The sequence below is a fragment of the Dactylosporangium salmoneum genome (assembly GCF_039532525.1).
GTDB lineage: Bacteria > Actinomycetota > Actinomycetes > Mycobacteriales > Micromonosporaceae > Dactylosporangium > Dactylosporangium salmoneum.
The window spans coordinates 17546-33202 of sequence record NZ_BAAARV010000132.1 but is presented as its reverse complement, the minus strand read 5'-3'; the positions used below and the strand labels follow the sequence as shown (position 1 = coordinate 33202).

Below are 15657 nucleotides of genomic sequence, written 5' to 3'. Positions count from 1 at the left end.
TTGCGACGAACGGGCGTTCGTTAGAGACTCGGCGTCGTGGTGAGCACCGCGTCGGCGCCCATCGGCCGGGCCGATCTCCTGAACCACGCCCGGGAGCGGCTCGCGGCGGGAGCGAGCGTTGTGCTCTGCGGGCCGGCGGGCATCGGCAAGTCCACCATCCTCGATGCGCTCGCCGCGGCCGAGACCGAGGCGCTGGTGCTGCGGGCGGCGGCCGCCGAGGCCGAGGCCGACCTGCCGTATCTGGCGCTCGTGGACCTCTTCGACGGCGCGCCTGACGCCTCCGACCTGCTCCCGGCCCACCTGCGGGCGGCTCTGGACGGCGCCCTGCTGCGCAGCGCCCTGCCGGCCACGCCGCACGACCAGCTCGCGGTGCGCCTGGCCGTGCTCGAGCTGTTCCGGGTCCTCGCGGCCGAGCGGCCGGTGCTGCTCATCCTCGACGACGTGCAGTGGATCGACGAGCCCAGCGCCGGGGTGCTGCGCTTCGTGTCGCGACGGCTGGGGGAGGTACCGGTGCGGGTCCTCGCCGCCGAGCGGCTGCCCGACGGCGGCGCGCCCACCCGGCTGGACCTGTGCCCGCCGCCCGGCGACGCGCTGCCGGTGCCGCCGCTGCCCCAGAGCGACGTGGCCGACCTGCTGCGGGCCCGCTTCGGCGCCGAGGCCGGGCGGGCGCACGTGCAGCGCATCTTCGAGGCCTCGGCCGGCAACCCGCTCTTCGCCGTCGAGCTCGGGCGGGCCATCGGCAACAGCTCGTTCCCGGTCACCGATCCGCTGCCCGTTCCCGACCGCCTCCGCGAGCTGCTGTCCGCGCGCCTGCACGCCCTGCCCGCCGTCGACCGGCCGGCGCTGCTGGTCGTCGCCGCGGCGGCCCGCCCCAGCCTGACCCTCCTGGCCGCGTGCGGGCTCGCCGAGGGGCTGATCGAGGCGGCGCTGGCCTCGGGGGTACTGCACGTCGAGCCCGACGGCGCCATCCGCTTCTCGCACCCGTTGCTGCGCGAGATGGTCTACGCCGACGCCACCCCGGCCGCCCGCCGGGAGACGCACGAGCGGCTGGCCGACACCGTCACCGACCCGGTGGACCGGGCCCGGCACCTCGCCGCCGCCCGGCCCGAGCCCGACGAGGGGCTGGCCGAGTGTCTCGCCGACGCCGCGTCGGCCGCCCGGCTGCGCGGGGCCCCGGCCATGGCCGCCGACCTGGCCGCGCTCGCGGCCGACCGCACTCCCCGGGACACGCCGGGAGTGGCGGCGGTACGGCGGCTCAGCGCCGCCCAGTACGCGTACTCCGCCGGTTCGCCCGCCGACGCCCGCCGCCACGCCGCCGCGGCCCTGCGCGACGCGGCCGACCGGCGGACCAGGGTCGGCGCGCGGCTGCTGCTGGTGGAGATGTCCGGCGAGGACCACTCCAACTCCGGCCCGCTGCTCGACGCCGCGTTCGTCGAGGCCGTCGACACCCCGGACCTGTTGGCCCACGTGCGGCTGTACAAGGCGATCAAGGCCTACTGGGACGGCGACAGCGAGGCCGCGCTGGCCGAGCTCAAGCGGGCCGAGGAGGCCGCCGAGCAGTGCGGCGACATGGAGCGGCTGGTCGAGGTGCTCAGCTGGCGGGGCAACATCCTGCTCGGCACCGAGGGCGACGAGTACCTCGAGCGGGCCGGCAAGCTGGCCCGCGGGCTGTCACTCACCCCGGCCACCGTCGCGGCCCGGCAGGTGGCCGCGATGAGCCGCCTCTTCAAGGGCGAGACCGCGGAGGCGGTCCGGCGCATCGAGGCGCTGCGGATCGCGGTCGAGCGGGCCGGGACCGTGCGCGACCTCGCCGCCGTGCTGGTCTCCGTAGCCGGCATCTACTGGCGGGCGGGGCGCTGCGCCGACGCGCTCGCCGCCGGCCGCGACTGCGTGCGCCTCTACGTCGACGTCGAGACCACCCCCGGCCCCGGCTACCTGGTGGCCGCCCTGGTCGAGTACGCGGGCGGCACCGCCACGGCCGCCGCCGGCTACGCCGACCGGGGGCTGGCCGCGTGCCTCGCCGCCGGGGACGAGGACTGGATCAAGCTGGCCCACGCCACCAGCGGCCTGGTGCACGTGCTGCGCGGCGACCCGGTGGCCGCCGCCGAGGCCATGCGCGAGGCCTACGCCCTGGACCAGCGGCTCGGCCGGCTCGACCCGGGCATCCTGCCCTGGCACGCCGACTTCGTCGAGGCCCTCGTCGGGGCCGGCGCCCGCGCGGAGGCGGCCGAGGTGCTCGAGGAGGTCGAGCAGCGGGCCCGCCACCTGGACCGCCGGGTGGTGTTCCTGGGCCTGACCCGGGCCCGGGCCGTGCTCACCGCCGCCACCGGCGAGGCCCGCGAGGGGGCCGAGCTGCTGCATCGGGCCATCGAGGAGTGGCAGGACCACCCGTACCCCCTGGAGCTGGCCCGCGCCTACTACACCCTCGGCGGCCTCGAGCGGCGGGCCCACCGCCGCGGCGCCGCCCGGGCCGCGCTGTCCGAGGCCGTGCGCCGCTACGGGCTGGCCGACGCCCACCCGTGGCGCGAGGTCGCCGCGGCCGACCTGGCCCGCCTGGACGGCGGCCGGGGCGCGGGGCTGTCGGAGACCGAGCGGCGCATCGTCGAGCTGGTCCGGGCCGGGGCCACCAACCGGGAGATCGCCCGGGCGCTGTTCCTGTCCATCAAGGCGGTCGAGGCGAACCTCACGCGGCTCTACCGCCGCCTGAACGTCCGCAACCGTTCACAGTTGGCCAGGTTCCTGGACCCCGAGTAGACATAGACTTCCTCCGATTCCTTCCATCGGAGGTGTGCATTGCTGCACCGTGCCCTGCTGGCCGCCGCGATCGTGGCCGCCGGCACCGCCGCCGTCGTCGTCGCTCAGGCCGGACCGTCCCAGGCGGCCGCGACGCACCGGGTCCTGTTCGACAACTCCAAGGCCGAGACCGCCGGCAACGCCGACTGGATCATCAGCACGTCCCAGCCCGACCCGCTCGGGCAGAACGCCAACCCGACCGGCGAGACCTCCTGGACCGGGGCGCTGTCCTCGTGGGGGGTGGCGCTGCAGCGCACCGGGCAGTACAGCCTCAAGACGCTCCCGGCCGGGAACACCATCACCTACGGGGGCACCGGCGCGCTCGACCTCAAGAACTTCGACGAGTTCGTCATGCCCGAGCCCAACTCGCCGCTCAGCGCCGCCGAGAAGACCGCCATCATGCGGTTCGTGCAGGCCGGCGGCGGGTTCTTCCTGATCGTCGACCACACCGGCAGCGACCGTAACAACGACGGCTGGGACTCGGTGCGCATCGCCAACGACCTGCTGACCAACAACGGCGTCGACAACACCGACCCGTTCGGCTTCAGCGTCGACGTCAACAACATCGGCACCGAGAACCCGGCGGCGATCAGCAGCTCGACCGACCCGGTGATCAACGGACCCTTCGGGACGGTGCGCGGCAGCATCATCCGCAACGGCAGCACCCAGACCCTCCACCCGGCGGACAACCCGGCGGTCAAGGGGCTGGTCTACCGCAGCGGGTTCACCCCGGGCGGTACGACCGGCGCGTTCTTCACCACCTCGGCGTTCGGCGCCGGGCGGGTCGCGGTCTGGGGCGACAGCTCGCCGATCGACGACGGCACCGGGCAGTCGGGCAACACGCTCTTCGACGGGTGGAACGACACCGCCGGCACCAACGCGGCCCTCGCCCTGAACGCCACCGCCTGGCTGGCCGGCTCGGGCACGACCACGCCACCCACGACCACGCCACCCACCAGCACCCCGCCGACCACGCCCGGTGGTGGCGGCTGCCCGGGCGGGCAGCTGTTCGGCAACCCGGGCTTCGAGACCGGCTCGGCGAGCCCGTGGACCGCCTCGTCCGGCGTGGTGAACAGCGACTCGACCTATCCGGCGCACGGCGGGTCGTGGAAGGCCTGGCTCGACGGGTACGGCTCCGCCCACACCGACACCCTGAGCCAGACGGTGACGATCCCGTCCGGCTGCACCCGGGCCACGCTCACGTTCTGGCTGCGCGTGGACACGGAGGAGACGGGTAGTACGGCTTACGACAAGCTGACCGTGACCGCCGGCTCCTCGACGTTGGCCACCTACTCCAACGTGGACGCCTCGACGGGCTACCAGCAGAAGACCCTCACGGTGACCGGCACCGGATCGGTGAAGATCGGCTTCACCGGCGTGGAGGGCAGCAAGCTGGCCACCTCGTTCCTGATCGACGATCTGAGCCTGGTTCCCGCGTGAGGGTGGTCGCAACGTCCTTGAAACAGGCGGTTGCATAGCGATACAGTCGAGCGCATGGGAATACGTGTCGCCGTCGCGGGGGCCTCCGGGTACGCCGGCGGTGAGCTGTTGCGGCTCATCGCCGGCCATCCGCAGTTCGAGCTCGCCGTGGCCACCGGGTTCGCGCAGGCCGGCTCGACCATCGGAAGCGTCCACCCGCACGTGCGATCGCTGCGCGACGTCGTGCTCGCCAAGACCGACCCGGCCGTGCTCGCCGACGCCGACCTGGTCTTCCTGGCCCTGCCGCACGGCGAGTCCGCCGCCATCGCCGCGCAGCTGCCCGACTCGGTGAAGGTCGTCGACCTCGGCGCCGACTTCCGGCTGCGCAGCGCCGCCGACTGGGCGAAGTACTACCCGGGCGCGCACGCCGGCACCTGGACCTACGGCCTGCCGGAGCTGCCCGGCCAGCGGGAGCTGATCGCCGCCTCGACCCGGGTGGCCAACACCGGCTGCTACGCGGTCACCGCGATCCTCGCGCTCGCCCCGCTCATCGCGGCCGGCGTGGCGGACCCCGACGACGTGGTCATCGTGGCCTCCTCCGGCACCTCGGGCGCGGGCCGCTCGCCCAAGCAGCACCTGCTGGCCTCCGAGGTGATGGGGTCGATGTCGCCGTACAAGGTCGGCGCCCACCAGCACGTCGCCGAGATCAAGCAGGCCAGCGGGGCCCGGACCCTGTCCATGACGCCGCTGCTCGCCCCGATGCCGCGGGGCATCCTCGCCACCGTGACCGCCCGGCCGCTCGGGGGCGCCGACCCGCGGGAGGTGCTGGCCGCCGCCTACGCCGACGAGCCCTTCGTGCACGTGCTGCCGGAGGGGCAGTGGCCGCAGACCGGGGCCACCTTCGGCGCCAACTCGGCCCACCTGCAGGCGACCCTGGACGTCGACAGCGGCCGGATCGTGGTCGTCTCGGCCACCGACAACCTGGTGAAGGGCGCGGCCGGGCAGGCCGTGCAGAACGCCAACATCATGCTGGGCCTGCCGGAGACCACCGGCCTCGCCATCGACGGGATCGCGCCATGAGCGTCACCGCTCCTAAGGGTTTCCGGGCCTCGGGTGTCGCGGCCGGGATCAAGGCCGCGGCGGGGGCGCTCGACGTGGCGCTCGTCGTCAACGACGGGCCCGACACGACCGCCGCCGCGGTCTTCACCGACAACCGGATCAAGGCCGCGCCCGTGCTGTGGAGCCAGCAGGTGCTCCGAGCCGGCATCGTGCGCGCCGTCGTGCTCAACTCCGGCGGGGCCAACGCCTGCACCGGGCCCGCCGGCTTCCAGGACACCCACGCCACCGCCGAGCACACCGCGGCCGTGCTGTCCGGGCGGGCGTCGCGCTTCCCGGTCGGGGCCGGCGACGTCGCGGTCTGCTCCACCGGGCTCATCGGCGAGCGGCTGCCGCTGCCGAAGCTGCTGCACGGCGTCGACGCGGCGGCCCGCGGCCTGTCCCGCGACGGCGGGGCCGACGCGGCCAAGGCCATCATGACCACCGACACGGTCTCGAAGACCGCCGTCCACAGTGGGCAGGGCTTCACCGTCGGCGGGATGGCCAAGGGCGCGGGCATGCTCGCCCCGGGCCTGGCCACCATGCTCGTGGTGCTCACCACCGACGCCGTGGCCGACGCGTCCACGCTGGACACCGCGCTGCGCGAGGCGACCGCGGTCACCTTCGACCGCGTCGACTCCGACGGCTGCATGTCCACCAACGACACCGTGCTGCTCATGGCCAGCGGGGCGTCCCGGATCGAGCCGACCCCGCAGGAGCTGGCCGAGGCGGTCACCGCGGTCTGCGCCGACCTGGCCCGGCAGCTCATCGCCGACGCCGAGGGCGCGACCAAGGAGATCGCCATCGAGGTCACCGGGGCCGCCTCCGCCGCCGACGCGGTCGAGGTGGGCCGGTCGATCGCCCGCAACAACCTGGTGAAGACCGCGTTCTTCGGCAACGACCCGAACTGGGGCCGGATCCTCGCCGCCATCGGCACCACGGCCGCGGCCTTCGAGCCGGACGAGGTCGACGTGGCCATCAACGGCGTGTGGATCTGCAAGGGTGGCGCGGCCGGCGAGGCCCGCTCCAAGGTGGACCTGAGCGCCCGCGCGGTGGCCGTGACCGTCGACCTGCACGCCGGCGAGGAGTCCGCGACGATCTGGACGAACGACCTCTCCATGGGGTACGTCCACGAGAACTCGGCCTACAGCTCGTGAGCGGTCCGGAGCGGAGCGGAGGGGCCGCTCACCAGGAAGCTCAGTCTTGGCGTTCATGCGCCCGGAGCGAAGCGGAGGGGGTATGAACGGGCGGGACCTGGGCATCGCGCTCGGGAAGGCGAACACGCTCATCGAGGCGCTGCCGTGGCTGGAGCGGTTCTCCGGCTCGACCATCGTGGTCAAGTACGGCGGCAACGCGATGGTCGACAACGAGCTCAAGCGGGCCTTCGCGGCCGACATGGTGTTCCTGCGCCACGTCGGCATCAAGCCCGTCGTCGTGCACGGCGGCGGCCCGCAGATCTCGGCCATGCTCAAGCGGCTCGGCATCGCCAGCGAGTTCAAGGGCGGCCTGCGGGTCACCACCCCGGAGACCGCCGACGTGGTCCGCATGGTCCTCGTCGGGCAGGTCGGCCGGGAGCTCGTCGGGCTGATCAACGAGCACGGCCCGCACGCGGTCGGCATGTCGGGGGAGGACGCCGGGCTGTTCACCGCCGTGCGCCGCCCCGCCATCGTCGACGGCGCGCCGGTCGACATCGGCCAGGTCGGCGACGTCGAGCACGTCAACGTCTCCGCGGTCGCCGACCTCATCGCGGCCGGGCGCATCCCGGTCGTGTCGACCGTCGCCCCGGACGCCGACGGGGTGCTGCACAACCTCAACGCCGACACCGCGGCCGGGGCCCTCGCGGTCGCCCTGCAGGCGCGCAAGCTCGTGGTGCTCACCGACGTCGAGGGGCTGTACCGCAACTACCCGGACCCGTCCTCGCTGATCTCGCAGCTGTCCGCGGATGAGCTCACCGAGATGCTGCCGTCGCTGCAGTCGGGGATGGTGCCGAAGATGGAGGCCTGCCTGCGGGCGGTCAAGGGCGGGGTGCCGGCCGCGCACGTCGTCGACGGGCGAGTGCCGCACTCGCTGCTGCTGGAAGTGTTCACGTCGGAGGGTTTCGGAACGATGGTGGTGGCGCAATGACGGGTTCTCTGACCTCGCGGTTCGAGGCCTCCGTGATGAATACGTACGGCCCGCCGTCGCTGGGGCTGGTCAGCGGCCACGGCGCGGTGGTGGTCGACGAGGCCGGACGTTCCTATGTGGACTTCCTCGGCGGCATCGCGGTCAACCTGCTCGGCCACGGCCACCCGGCGGTCGTCGCCGCGGTGAGCGAGCAGATCGCGACCCTCGGCCACGTCTCCAACCTGTTCGCCTCGCCGCCCGTCGTGGCTCTCGCCGAGCGGCTGCTGGCCCTGGCCGGCCGCCCCGGCGCGGTCTTCTTCGGCAACTCCGGCGCCGAGGCCAACGAGGCCGCGTTCAAGCTGTCCCGGCGTACCGGCCGCACGAAGATCGTCGCGGCCGAGGCCGGCTTCCACGGCCGCACCATGGGCGCCCTGGCGCTGACCGGGCAGCCGGCGAAGCAGCAGCCGTTCCTGCCGCTGCCCGGCGAGGTCGTGCACGTGCCCTACGGCGACGTGGCGGCGCTGGAGGCGGCCGTGGACGACGCCACCGCGATGGTGCTGCTGGAGCCGATCCAGGGCGAGTCGGGCGTGGTGGTACCGCCGGCCGGGTATCTCACCGCGGCCCGCGAGCTCACCGCGCGGCACGGCGCCCTGCTCGCTCTCGACGAGGTGCAGACGGGCATCGGGCGCACCGGGTACTGGTTCGCCCACCAGGCCGAGGGCGTGCGCCCCGACGTCGTCACGCTGGCCAAGGGCCTCGGCGGCGGCCTGCCCCTGGGCGCCATGATCGCCTTCGACGAGGCCGCGACGCTGCTCGGCCCGGGCCAGCACGCCTCCACCTTCGGCGGCAACCCGGTCTGCTGCGCCGCCGCCCTGGCCGTGCTCGACACCATCGAGTCGGAGCACCTGCTCGACGCGACGAAGCGGCTCGGCGAGCGGATCCGCCGCGGCGTCGAGGGGCTGGACCACCCGCTCGTCACCGGCGTGCGCGGGGCCGGGCTGCTGCTGGGCATCGTGCTGCGCGGCCCGGCCGCCGGCGCGCTGGCCGCGGTCATGCGGGACAAGGGCTTCCTGGCCCAGGCCGCCCAGCCCGACGTGCTGCGCATCGCCCCGCCGCTGATCCTCAGCGAGGAGCAGGCCGACGCGTTCGTGGCCGCCCTCGGCCCGGCGCTCACGGCGGTGCAGCCCTCATGACCAGGCACTTCTTGCGCGATGACGACCTCAGCGCCGCCGAGCAGCTGGAGGTGCTCGAGCTGGCCGCGGCCATGAAGGCCGACCGCACCGGGTTCTCCCCGCTCGCGGGCAAGTCCGTCGCCGTCATCTTCGAGAAGCCCTCGCTGCGCACCCGCGTGTCCTTCGAGGTCGGCATCGCCCAGCTGGGCGGCACGCCGATCATCATCGACGCGACCACCACGCACTTCGGGCGGGGCGAGACGATCGGGGACGCGGCCCAGGTGCTGTCGCGCTACGTCGACGCGATCGTCATCCGGTCCAACTCCGACGACCGGGTGGCCGAGCTTGCCGCCATGGCGACCGTGCCCGTCGTCAACGCCCTGACCGACGGCTTCCACCCCTGCCAGCTGCTCGCCGACCTGCAGACCGTGCGCGAGCGGTTCGGGGGGACCGAGGGGCGGATCCTGACGTACTTCGGCGACACCGCCAACAACATGGGCCACTCCTACGCGCTCGCGGGGGCGACCGCCGGGATGCGCGTGCGGCTCAGCGGGCCGGCCGGGTTCGAACCCGACCCGGCGATCGTGGCGGCGGCCCGGGAGCGGGGCGTGGTCGAGCTGATCGGCGACCCGGCCGAGGCGGCCAAGGGCGCCGACGTGCTGGTCGCCGACACGTGGGTGTCGATGGGGCAGGAGAGCGACGGGCTGGACCGGCGGACGCCGTTCATGCCGTACCAGATCAACAGCGCCTTGCTCCTCAACGCCAAGCCGGGCGCCATCGTCCTGCACTGCCTGCCCGCCCACCGCGGCGACGAGATCACCGGCGAGGTGATCGACGGACCGCAGTCGGCCGTCTGGGACGAGGCGGAGAACCGCCTGCACGCCCAGAAGGCCCTGCTGGCGTTCCTGCTGGAACGACGATGAGCTCGCCGGCCACCAAGGCGGCCCGGCTGGACCGCATCGCCTCGCTGATCCGCGGCGCGGCGGTGCACTCGCAGACCGAGCTCGCCGAGTTGCTGGCCGGCGACGGCTTCCAGGTCACGCAGGCCACGCTCTCGCGTGACCTGGAAGAGCTGCGGGCGGTGAAGGTGCGCGGCGCGTACCTCATCCCCGAGGACGGCGAGCGGGCCCTGCGCCCGGCCGAGGAGGCCCCGACGCGGCTGATCCGGCTGCTGCGGGAGCTGCTGACCGGGGTGGACTGGTCCGGCAACCTGGTGGTGCTGCGCACCCCGCCCGGGGCGGCGCAGTTCCTGGCCAGCGCGATCGACCGGACCGGGCTGCCGGACATCGTGGGGACGATCGCGGGCGACGACACCATCCTGGTGGTCGCCCGCGAGGCCCCCGACCCGGCCCGCCCGTCGGCGGGGGAGCTGCTCGCCTCGAAGCTGACGGCGTGGAGCCAGCCCGAGGCGCTGTGAACGTTGTAGACATCCATCGTGTGGCCCTGAGCCGCGGTGATCTTGTAGTTTGCGTTGTGGAAGGATCGTTGCGTGGCTTCTGAGACCCCGACCCGCCTGTGGGGCGGCCGGTTCGCCGGCGGACCCGCCGAGGCGCTCGCCCGGCTGTCCGTGAGCGTGCAGTTCGACTGGCGCCTGGCGCCGTACGACATCGCCGGCTCCCGCGCCCACGCCCGCGTCCTGGCCCGCGCCGGCCTGCTCGACGCCGACGAGCTCGGCCGGATGCTCGCCGCGCTCGACGACCTCGAGTCCGCCTGCGCCGCCGGCGACTTCCGCCCGACCGTCGACGACGAGGACGTGCACACCGCCCTGGAGCGCGGCCTGCTGGAGCGCCTCGGCACGCTCGGCGGCAAGCTGCGGGCCGGCCGCTCGCGCAACGACCAGGTCGCCACCGACCTGCGGCTGTACCTGCGCGACCACGCCCGCGGCGTCGCCGGCCGCATCGTCGAGCTGGCCGACGCCCTGATGGAGCAGGCCGCCCGGCACGTCGACACCCCGGCCCCCGGCTTCACCCACCTGCAGCCGGCGCAGCCCATCGCCTTCGGCCACCAGCTGCTGGCCCACGTCCAGGCGCTGCTGCGCGACCTCGACCGGCTGCGCGACTGGGACGCCCGGGCGTCGGTCAGCCCGCTCGGCGCCGGGGCGCTGGCCGGCTCGTCGCTGCCGCTGGACCCGACCCAGGTGGCCAAGGAGCTCGGCTTCGCGGCCGCCGCGGCCAACTCGATCGACGCGGTCGCCGACCGGGACTTCGTCGCCGAGTTCCTCTTCGTGGCCGCGCTGACCGGCGTGCACCTGTCCCGCCTCGGCGAGGAGGTCGTGCTGTGGACCACGCCGGCCTTCGGCTGGGTCCAGCTGGACGACGCCTTCGCCACCGGCTCCTCGATCATGCCGCAGAAGAAGAACCCGGACATCGCCGAGCTGGCCCGCGGCAAGTCCGGCCGGCTGGTCGGGCACCTCACCGGGGTGCTCACGATGCTCAAGGGCCTGGCGCTGGCGTACGACCGGGACCTCCAGGAGGACAAGGAGCCCGTCTTCGACGCCGTCGACACCCTGGAGCTGGTCCTGCCGGCCCTGGCCGGGATGATCTCGACCATGACCGTGCGGGTCGACCGGCTGGCCGCCCAGGCCCCGGTCGGGTACACCCTGGCCACCGAGGTCGCCGAGTGGCTGGTCCGGCAGGGCGTGCCGTTCCGCGAGGCGCACGAGATCACGGGCAAGCTCGTCGTGATCTGCGCCGCCCGCGAGATCGGCCTGGACGAGGTGTCGGACGAGGACCTGGCCGCCGTGAGCCCGCACCTGACCCCGGCGGTCCGCGAGGTCTTCTCGGTGCCCGGGGCGCTCGCCGCCCGGGTCACGCCCGGCTCCACCGGCCCCGGCCCGGTCGCCGACCAGCTCGCCACCGCCGCGGACAAGCTGGACCGGTGGCGCGACTGGTCGGCCGAGCAGGTGATTCCGCGAGACTGAGCGGCTCGGGGGCGCCGCCTGGGACCGCTTCCCTCGCCCCCGGCCAGCGGGTGTTCGTGCCGGCGGCCGCGGGCGGGGTGGGGCACCTGGCGGTGCAGATCGCCAAGCGACGGGGCGCCTACGTCATCGGTACCGCCACCGCCGCCAAGCCGACCTGGTGCGCTCGCTCGGCGCGGACGAGATGCTCGACTACCGAAGCGACGACCTGGCCGCGGTGCGCGACGTCGACGTGGCGGTGGCGACGGTCCCCGGGCAGGCCCCGGCCCTGGCCGCCATGCTGCGGCCGGAGGGGCTCGTGGTGGCGCTCGACGGCGCCGACGGCCCGGCCGCGACCGACGCAGAAGGCGTGTACCTGCTGGTCGAGCCGGACCGGGCCGGGCTGGACGCGCTGGCCGCGATGGTCCTCGAGGGCAGCCTGCGGGTGCTGGTCGACCGCGTGTTCCCGCTGGCGGAGGCGGCCTCGGCCCACGAGCTGGGCGAGGCCGGCCACGTCACCGGCAAGCTGGTCCCGCGCACCTGAACGCTCAGGGAGTGGCGCGGCGCAGGGCCAGATAGGAGGCGCCGCCCACCAGGAGGGCCACCAGCAGGGGCCAGCCGGCGAGCAGCGCCACCGGGCTGGTGTGGGCGAACCAGTGGCCGACGTCGGGCCAGCGGTGCAGGTAGCCGATGAGGGCCGCGGCGCCGCCGAGCAGCACGATGGCCGCCGCGACGCCGGTCAGCACGCCGTTGACGCGCCAGCGGGCGTGCAAGGTGCCGAGCCCCGCGCCGAGGATGGCCATGAGCAGCAGCGGGGAGGCGTACATGGCGAACTGCACCGGCGGGGAGTAGTCGTCCAGGAAGCCCACGCCGAACATGCGCAGGCGCAGGCCCCAGCCGTTGGTGGCGACCTCGATGGATTGCAGGACAACCAGCAGTACCGAATAGGCGATGGTCTGCACGGCGAAGAAGAGGGCCAGGCCGGCGGTGAACTCGCGACGGGTCACGCTCAGGCCGAGCGCGAAGGGCAGGTGCTGGGTCACCGCGACGGCACCGAAGGCCAAGGTGGCGACGTAGATGCTGGCCAGGGCACCGGTCACGGGCTGCTCGTCCACGGTGTCGGAGATGCTCGCGAAGACGACCAGGTTGGTGCACAGCGCGATGGCCAGGATGGCCAGCGGCCACAGGAGGGCGCCGCGGCGACCCAGGGCCTGCAGGCGCGCGATCGTCACGATCCGGTTCATGCCGCGTGCTCCTTCGTGTCGGCGGTGGTGATGCGCACGACCAGCTGCTGCAGCGACACCGGCTGCAGCTCGACGCCGGCCGCGCGGGCCTGGCCGGGCTCGACCCGGCCGCGGACGGTGGCCCGGGTCAGGCCGCCGAGGCGCTCGCGGTGCAGCTCGTCGGCGTTGACGGCCAAGGCGTCGACCGCGCCGGCCGGGCCGGTCAGCGTCACCACCTGGCCGCGCAGGGCGTCGGCGCTCTCGTCGAGCACCAGGCGGCCGCGCTCGATGAGCAGCACGTGCTCGATCAGGTCGCTGACCTCGTCGATGAGGTGCGTGGAGAGCACCACCGTGCGGGGGAACTCGGCATAGTCGGCCAGCAGGCGGTCGTAGAAGAGCTGCCGGGCGACGGCGTCCAGGCCCAGGTAGGGCTCGTCGAAGAAGGTCAGCGGGGCGCGCGAGGCCAGGCCGAGGACCACGCCCAGGGCCGAGAGCATGCCCCGGGAGAGCTTCTTGATCTGCCGCTTGGCGGGCAGGTCGAAGTCGTGCACGAGGGCGCGGGCGAACGCCTCGTCCCAGTGCGGGAACAGCATCCGGCCGGCGGTGAGCGCGTCGCGGACGCGGAAGGCATCGGGGTACCGCTGGCTCTCCTTGATGAACGCGACCTGCCCGAGCACGCGCTCGTTCTCGAAGGGGTCGCCGCCGAAGACCTCGACGCGGCCGGCCGACGGCAGCTGCTGGCCGGTCAGCACCTGCATGAGGGTGGTCTTGCCGGCGCCGTTGCGCCCGAGCAGGCCGTAGATGCCGCCGCGCCGCAGCTCGAACGTCACGCCGTCCAGCGCCGTGAGGCCGCCGAAGCGCTTGGTCACGGCCTCGGCCCGCACGATCGGGGTGGTCATCGGGTCTCCTCGTGGCGCTCGATCATGGCTTTCAGCTCGGAGGTGCGGATGCCGAGCTTGGCCGCCTCGGTCAGCAGCGGCCGCAGGTACTGCTCGGCGAACTGGTCGCGCCGGCGCTGCCGGAGCTTGGCCTGAGCGCCGGGGGAGACGAACATGCCGATGCCTCGCTTCTTGTAGAGGATCCCGTCGTCGACGAGTTGGTTGACGCCCTTCGCCGCGGTGGCGGGGTTGATGCGGTGGAAGGCGGCCAGCTCGTTCGTCGACGGGACCTGCGCGTCCTCCGGCAGGCCGCCGTCGATGATCGAGTTTTCGATCTGCTCCGCGATCTGGAGGAAGATCGGCCGCCCGTCGTCCATCAGCGCGTCCGGTTGGTCGGTTCATTAGTCATGTAAGTAACCATGCAACCGACGAACCCCGCGTGTCAAGCGGGTAGGGTCGAGGCATGTTCGGGTGGGGGCCCAAGATGGCGTGGCTGGCCGTGGCCGCCGAGCCGCGGCTGGTGATGGACGCGCTGGAGCTGCGTGACCTGGGGTCGGTCGAGCCGCGCACGGGGCTGGACCTGGCTCACTTCACCGACGACCGGGTGGTCGTGGTGGCGCTCGAGAAGTGGACGCTCGTGGCCGGCAAGTGGCTGTTCCGCTGGCAGGGCATCGCGGCGCTGTCGATGCGGCTGGGGGCCGAGGTGCAGTACTTCGCCACCGACCGCAGCCTCGTGATGCACCGCTGGGCGCGGGCGCACGGCCAGGACGTCTTCGTCAGCGACGAGGAGGCCCTCGTCGACGAGCGCGACGTGTTCCAGGTCGCGGCCGAGTGGAGCGTCGACCCGCGGGAGCTGCCCGTGGCGGCGTTACATATCGCGGCGGCACCTGTTCACGAGTAATCTTCCACTCGTCGATATTCGTCGCCGACGATGTCTGTATGACTCGCTTGCTGAGCCGTCTCGTCGTCGCCGTCGTGCTGCTGGCCGGGCTGCTCGTCGCCCCGGCGACCGCCGCCAACGCCTCGGTCTACTCCTCGTGCAACATCTCCGGGTGCGCCGACGCGCGCACCGCCCGCTCGGGCTGGAGCAGCCTGGGCTTCCCGACCACGCGCACCTGGTACGCGTGGCCGTACGGCAAGTACAACTTCGCCGGCGGCCAGTACTACAACAACGAGGGCGAGCTGCCCGCCGGCGCGACCTACTACGAGTACGACGTGATCCCCCGCAACAAGGGCGCGGCGCGCGACGCGAAGCGCATCATCATCAACCGCAGCACCGGGGCCACCTGGTACTCGCCGAACCACTACACGGACTTCTACCGGTTGTAAGGCCATGGAGCGGGTGGGTGCGGTCCGTGCAGGCCGCACCCACGCTGCACTTCGGGTGGAGCGGAGCTCCCCCGAGGCGAGCGCCCGGAGGGAGCGGGAAACTCAGCTGCGCTTGCCCTTGCTACGCCACGAGAACGGGCCCGGCAGGTCGTAGCGGTGCGCCCGGGTGCGCGAGTTCCACGACCAGCGACCGATCTTCAGCCCCCAGGAGGAGAACCCCTTCGGGGTGAAGTTCAGCACCAGCGGGCCGATGCGGAACGCCTTGCGGAACAGGATCGGCAACGGGTCCTCCTCGGGGGTGTCGCGATCCAGGATGACGTATGCCCGCCACCGTGCCGCTGCCGGGCGCCGTCACCGGCCCGCGTAGTGCAGGATCACGTTGTGGATGTGCTGGGTCTTCTCGACCCCGCGCACGTCGACCTCGTAGGTGTGCGTGCCGACGTGGACGGCCACCGTGCCGCTGCTGAAGAAGCTGCCGGCCCACGACTTGTTGCTCACCACCGACACAGCGGTGACCTTGCCGTAGGGGATCGACGTGATCGCCACCCGCTTGCCGACGAACGACCGGTCCTGCAGGATGACCCGCCGGTCGGTGAGCCCGATGAACCCGGTCCCGACCCCGACCGCGTCGTAGACGGCGATGATGGTCTCGCCAGGCAACAGCCCCGACTCGATCTGATCGAACTGGTCCCGCCGGTCGTACTTCGCCTGCTGCGCCATGCGTTCAACGTAGCCATCACGATCAACCC

Annotated in this window: 17 protein-coding genes; 12 read left to right on the top strand and 5 right to left on the bottom strand. The window is 73.3% G+C overall.

The features are described 5' to 3' along the window. Positions 1–36: 36 nt before the first annotated feature. The 10 genes from ABD352_RS53530 to ABD352_RS53485 all read left to right on the top strand — a co-directional run bounded on the left by ABD352_RS53530 (position 37) and on the right by ABD352_RS53485 (position 12022). Complete coding sequence (locus ABD352_RS53530) at positions 37–2754, top strand: AAA family ATPase (RefSeq protein ID WP_344620397.1); 2718 nt, start codon at positions 37–39, stop codon at positions 2752–2754. 39 nt (positions 2755–2793) lie between these two features. Further along, the gene (locus ABD352_RS53525) at positions 2794–4233 is read left to right on the top strand and encodes a hydrolase (RefSeq protein WP_344620396.1); all 1440 of its coding nucleotides are present in this window, start codon (positions 2794–2796) and stop codon (positions 4231–4233) included. 54 nt (positions 4234–4287) lie between these two features. After that, positions 4288–5292 carry an N-acetyl-gamma-glutamyl-phosphate reductase gene (gene argC, locus ABD352_RS53520; RefSeq protein WP_344620395.1) on the top strand — a complete coding sequence of 335 codons (1005 nt, stop codon included), beginning with the start codon at positions 4288–4290 and terminating at the stop codon, positions 5290–5292. Then, positions 5289–6464, top strand: coding sequence for a bifunctional glutamate N-acetyltransferase/amino-acid acetyltransferase ArgJ (argJ, locus tag ABD352_RS53515; RefSeq protein ID WP_344620394.1), 1176 nt, complete (start codon positions 5289–5291; stop codon positions 6462–6464). Before argC ends, argJ begins: the two co-directional genes overlap by 4 nt. A gap of 82 nt (positions 6465–6546) precedes the next feature. Continuing rightward, complete coding sequence (gene argB, locus ABD352_RS53510; RefSeq protein WP_344620393.1) at positions 6547–7431, top strand: acetylglutamate kinase; 885 nt, start codon at positions 6547–6549, stop codon at positions 7429–7431. Further along, the gene (locus ABD352_RS53505; RefSeq protein WP_344620392.1) at positions 7428–8603 is read left to right on the top strand and encodes an acetylornithine transaminase; all 1176 of its coding nucleotides are present in this window, start codon (positions 7428–7430) and stop codon (positions 8601–8603) included. Before argB ends, ABD352_RS53505 begins: the two co-directional genes overlap by 4 nt. Further along, positions 8600–9505 carry an ornithine carbamoyltransferase gene (gene argF / locus ABD352_RS53500; RefSeq protein WP_344620391.1) on the top strand — a complete coding sequence of 302 codons (906 nt, stop codon included), beginning with the start codon at positions 8600–8602 and terminating at the stop codon, positions 9503–9505. Before ABD352_RS53505 ends, argF begins: the two co-directional genes overlap by 4 nt. Continuing rightward, positions 9502–9999 (top strand): arginine repressor, encoded by a 498-nt coding sequence (gene argR, locus ABD352_RS53495; protein WP_344620390.1) that lies wholly within the window; start codon positions 9502–9504, stop codon positions 9997–9999. The genes argF and argR overlap by 4 nt, the downstream gene beginning before the upstream one ends. 72 nt (positions 10000–10071) lie before the next feature. Then, entirely contained in the window at positions 10072–11502 is a 1431-nt protein-coding gene (gene argH, locus ABD352_RS53490) for an argininosuccinate lyase (RefSeq protein WP_344620389.1), read from the top strand. A 157-nt stretch (positions 11503–11659) separates the two neighbouring features. Continuing rightward, entirely contained in the window at positions 11660–12022 is a 363-nt protein-coding gene (locus tag ABD352_RS53485) for a zinc-binding dehydrogenase (RefSeq protein WP_344620388.1), read from the top strand. 4 nt (positions 12023–12026) lie between these two features. On the opposite strand, the gene ABD352_RS53480 is transcribed toward ABD352_RS53485, so the two are convergent. From ABD352_RS53480 to ABD352_RS53470, 3 genes are read right to left on the bottom strand one after another with little or no spacing between them, the layout of a single operon-like run. Then, positions 12027–12722 (bottom strand): hypothetical protein, encoded by a 696-nt coding sequence (locus tag ABD352_RS53480; protein ID WP_344620387.1) that lies wholly within the window; start codon positions 12720–12722, stop codon positions 12027–12029. Beyond that, the gene (locus ABD352_RS53475; RefSeq protein WP_344620386.1) at positions 12719–13600 is read right to left on the bottom strand and encodes an ABC transporter ATP-binding protein; all 882 of its coding nucleotides are present in this window, start codon (positions 13598–13600) and stop codon (positions 12719–12721) included. The genes ABD352_RS53480 and ABD352_RS53475 overlap by 4 nt, the downstream gene beginning before the upstream one ends. Further along, positions 13597–13956, bottom strand: coding sequence for a GntR family transcriptional regulator (locus tag ABD352_RS53470; RefSeq protein WP_344620385.1), 360 nt, complete (start codon positions 13954–13956; stop codon positions 13597–13599). Before ABD352_RS53470 ends, ABD352_RS53475 begins: the two co-directional genes overlap by 4 nt. Before the next feature lie 86 nt (positions 13957–14042). On the opposite strand from ABD352_RS53470, the gene ABD352_RS53465 reads away from it, so the two are divergent. Both ABD352_RS53465 and ABD352_RS53460 read left to right on the top strand, forming a co-directional pair. Next, positions 14043–14480, top strand: coding sequence for a hypothetical protein (locus ABD352_RS53465; RefSeq protein WP_344620384.1), 438 nt, complete (start codon positions 14043–14045; stop codon positions 14478–14480). Positions 14481–14518: 38 nt separating this feature from the next. After that, positions 14519–14908, top strand: a complete 390-nt coding sequence (locus tag ABD352_RS53460; RefSeq protein WP_344620383.1) for a ribonuclease domain-containing protein — start codon at positions 14519–14521, stop codon at positions 14906–14908. A gap of 102 nt (positions 14909–15010) precedes the next feature. Here ABD352_RS53460 and ABD352_RS53455 read toward each other — a convergent pair whose 3' ends face one another. Both ABD352_RS53455 and ABD352_RS53450 read right to left on the bottom strand, forming a co-directional pair. Beyond that, on the bottom strand, positions 15011–15190 hold the full coding sequence (locus ABD352_RS53455; protein ID WP_344620382.1) for a DUF4236 domain-containing protein: 180 nt from the start codon (positions 15188–15190) through the stop codon (positions 15011–15013). A 69-nt stretch (positions 15191–15259) separates the two neighbouring features. Further along, entirely contained in the window at positions 15260–15628 is a 369-nt protein-coding gene (locus ABD352_RS53450) for a PH domain-containing protein (protein WP_344620381.1), read from the bottom strand. Between the last annotated feature and the right edge of the window lie 29 nt (positions 15629–15657).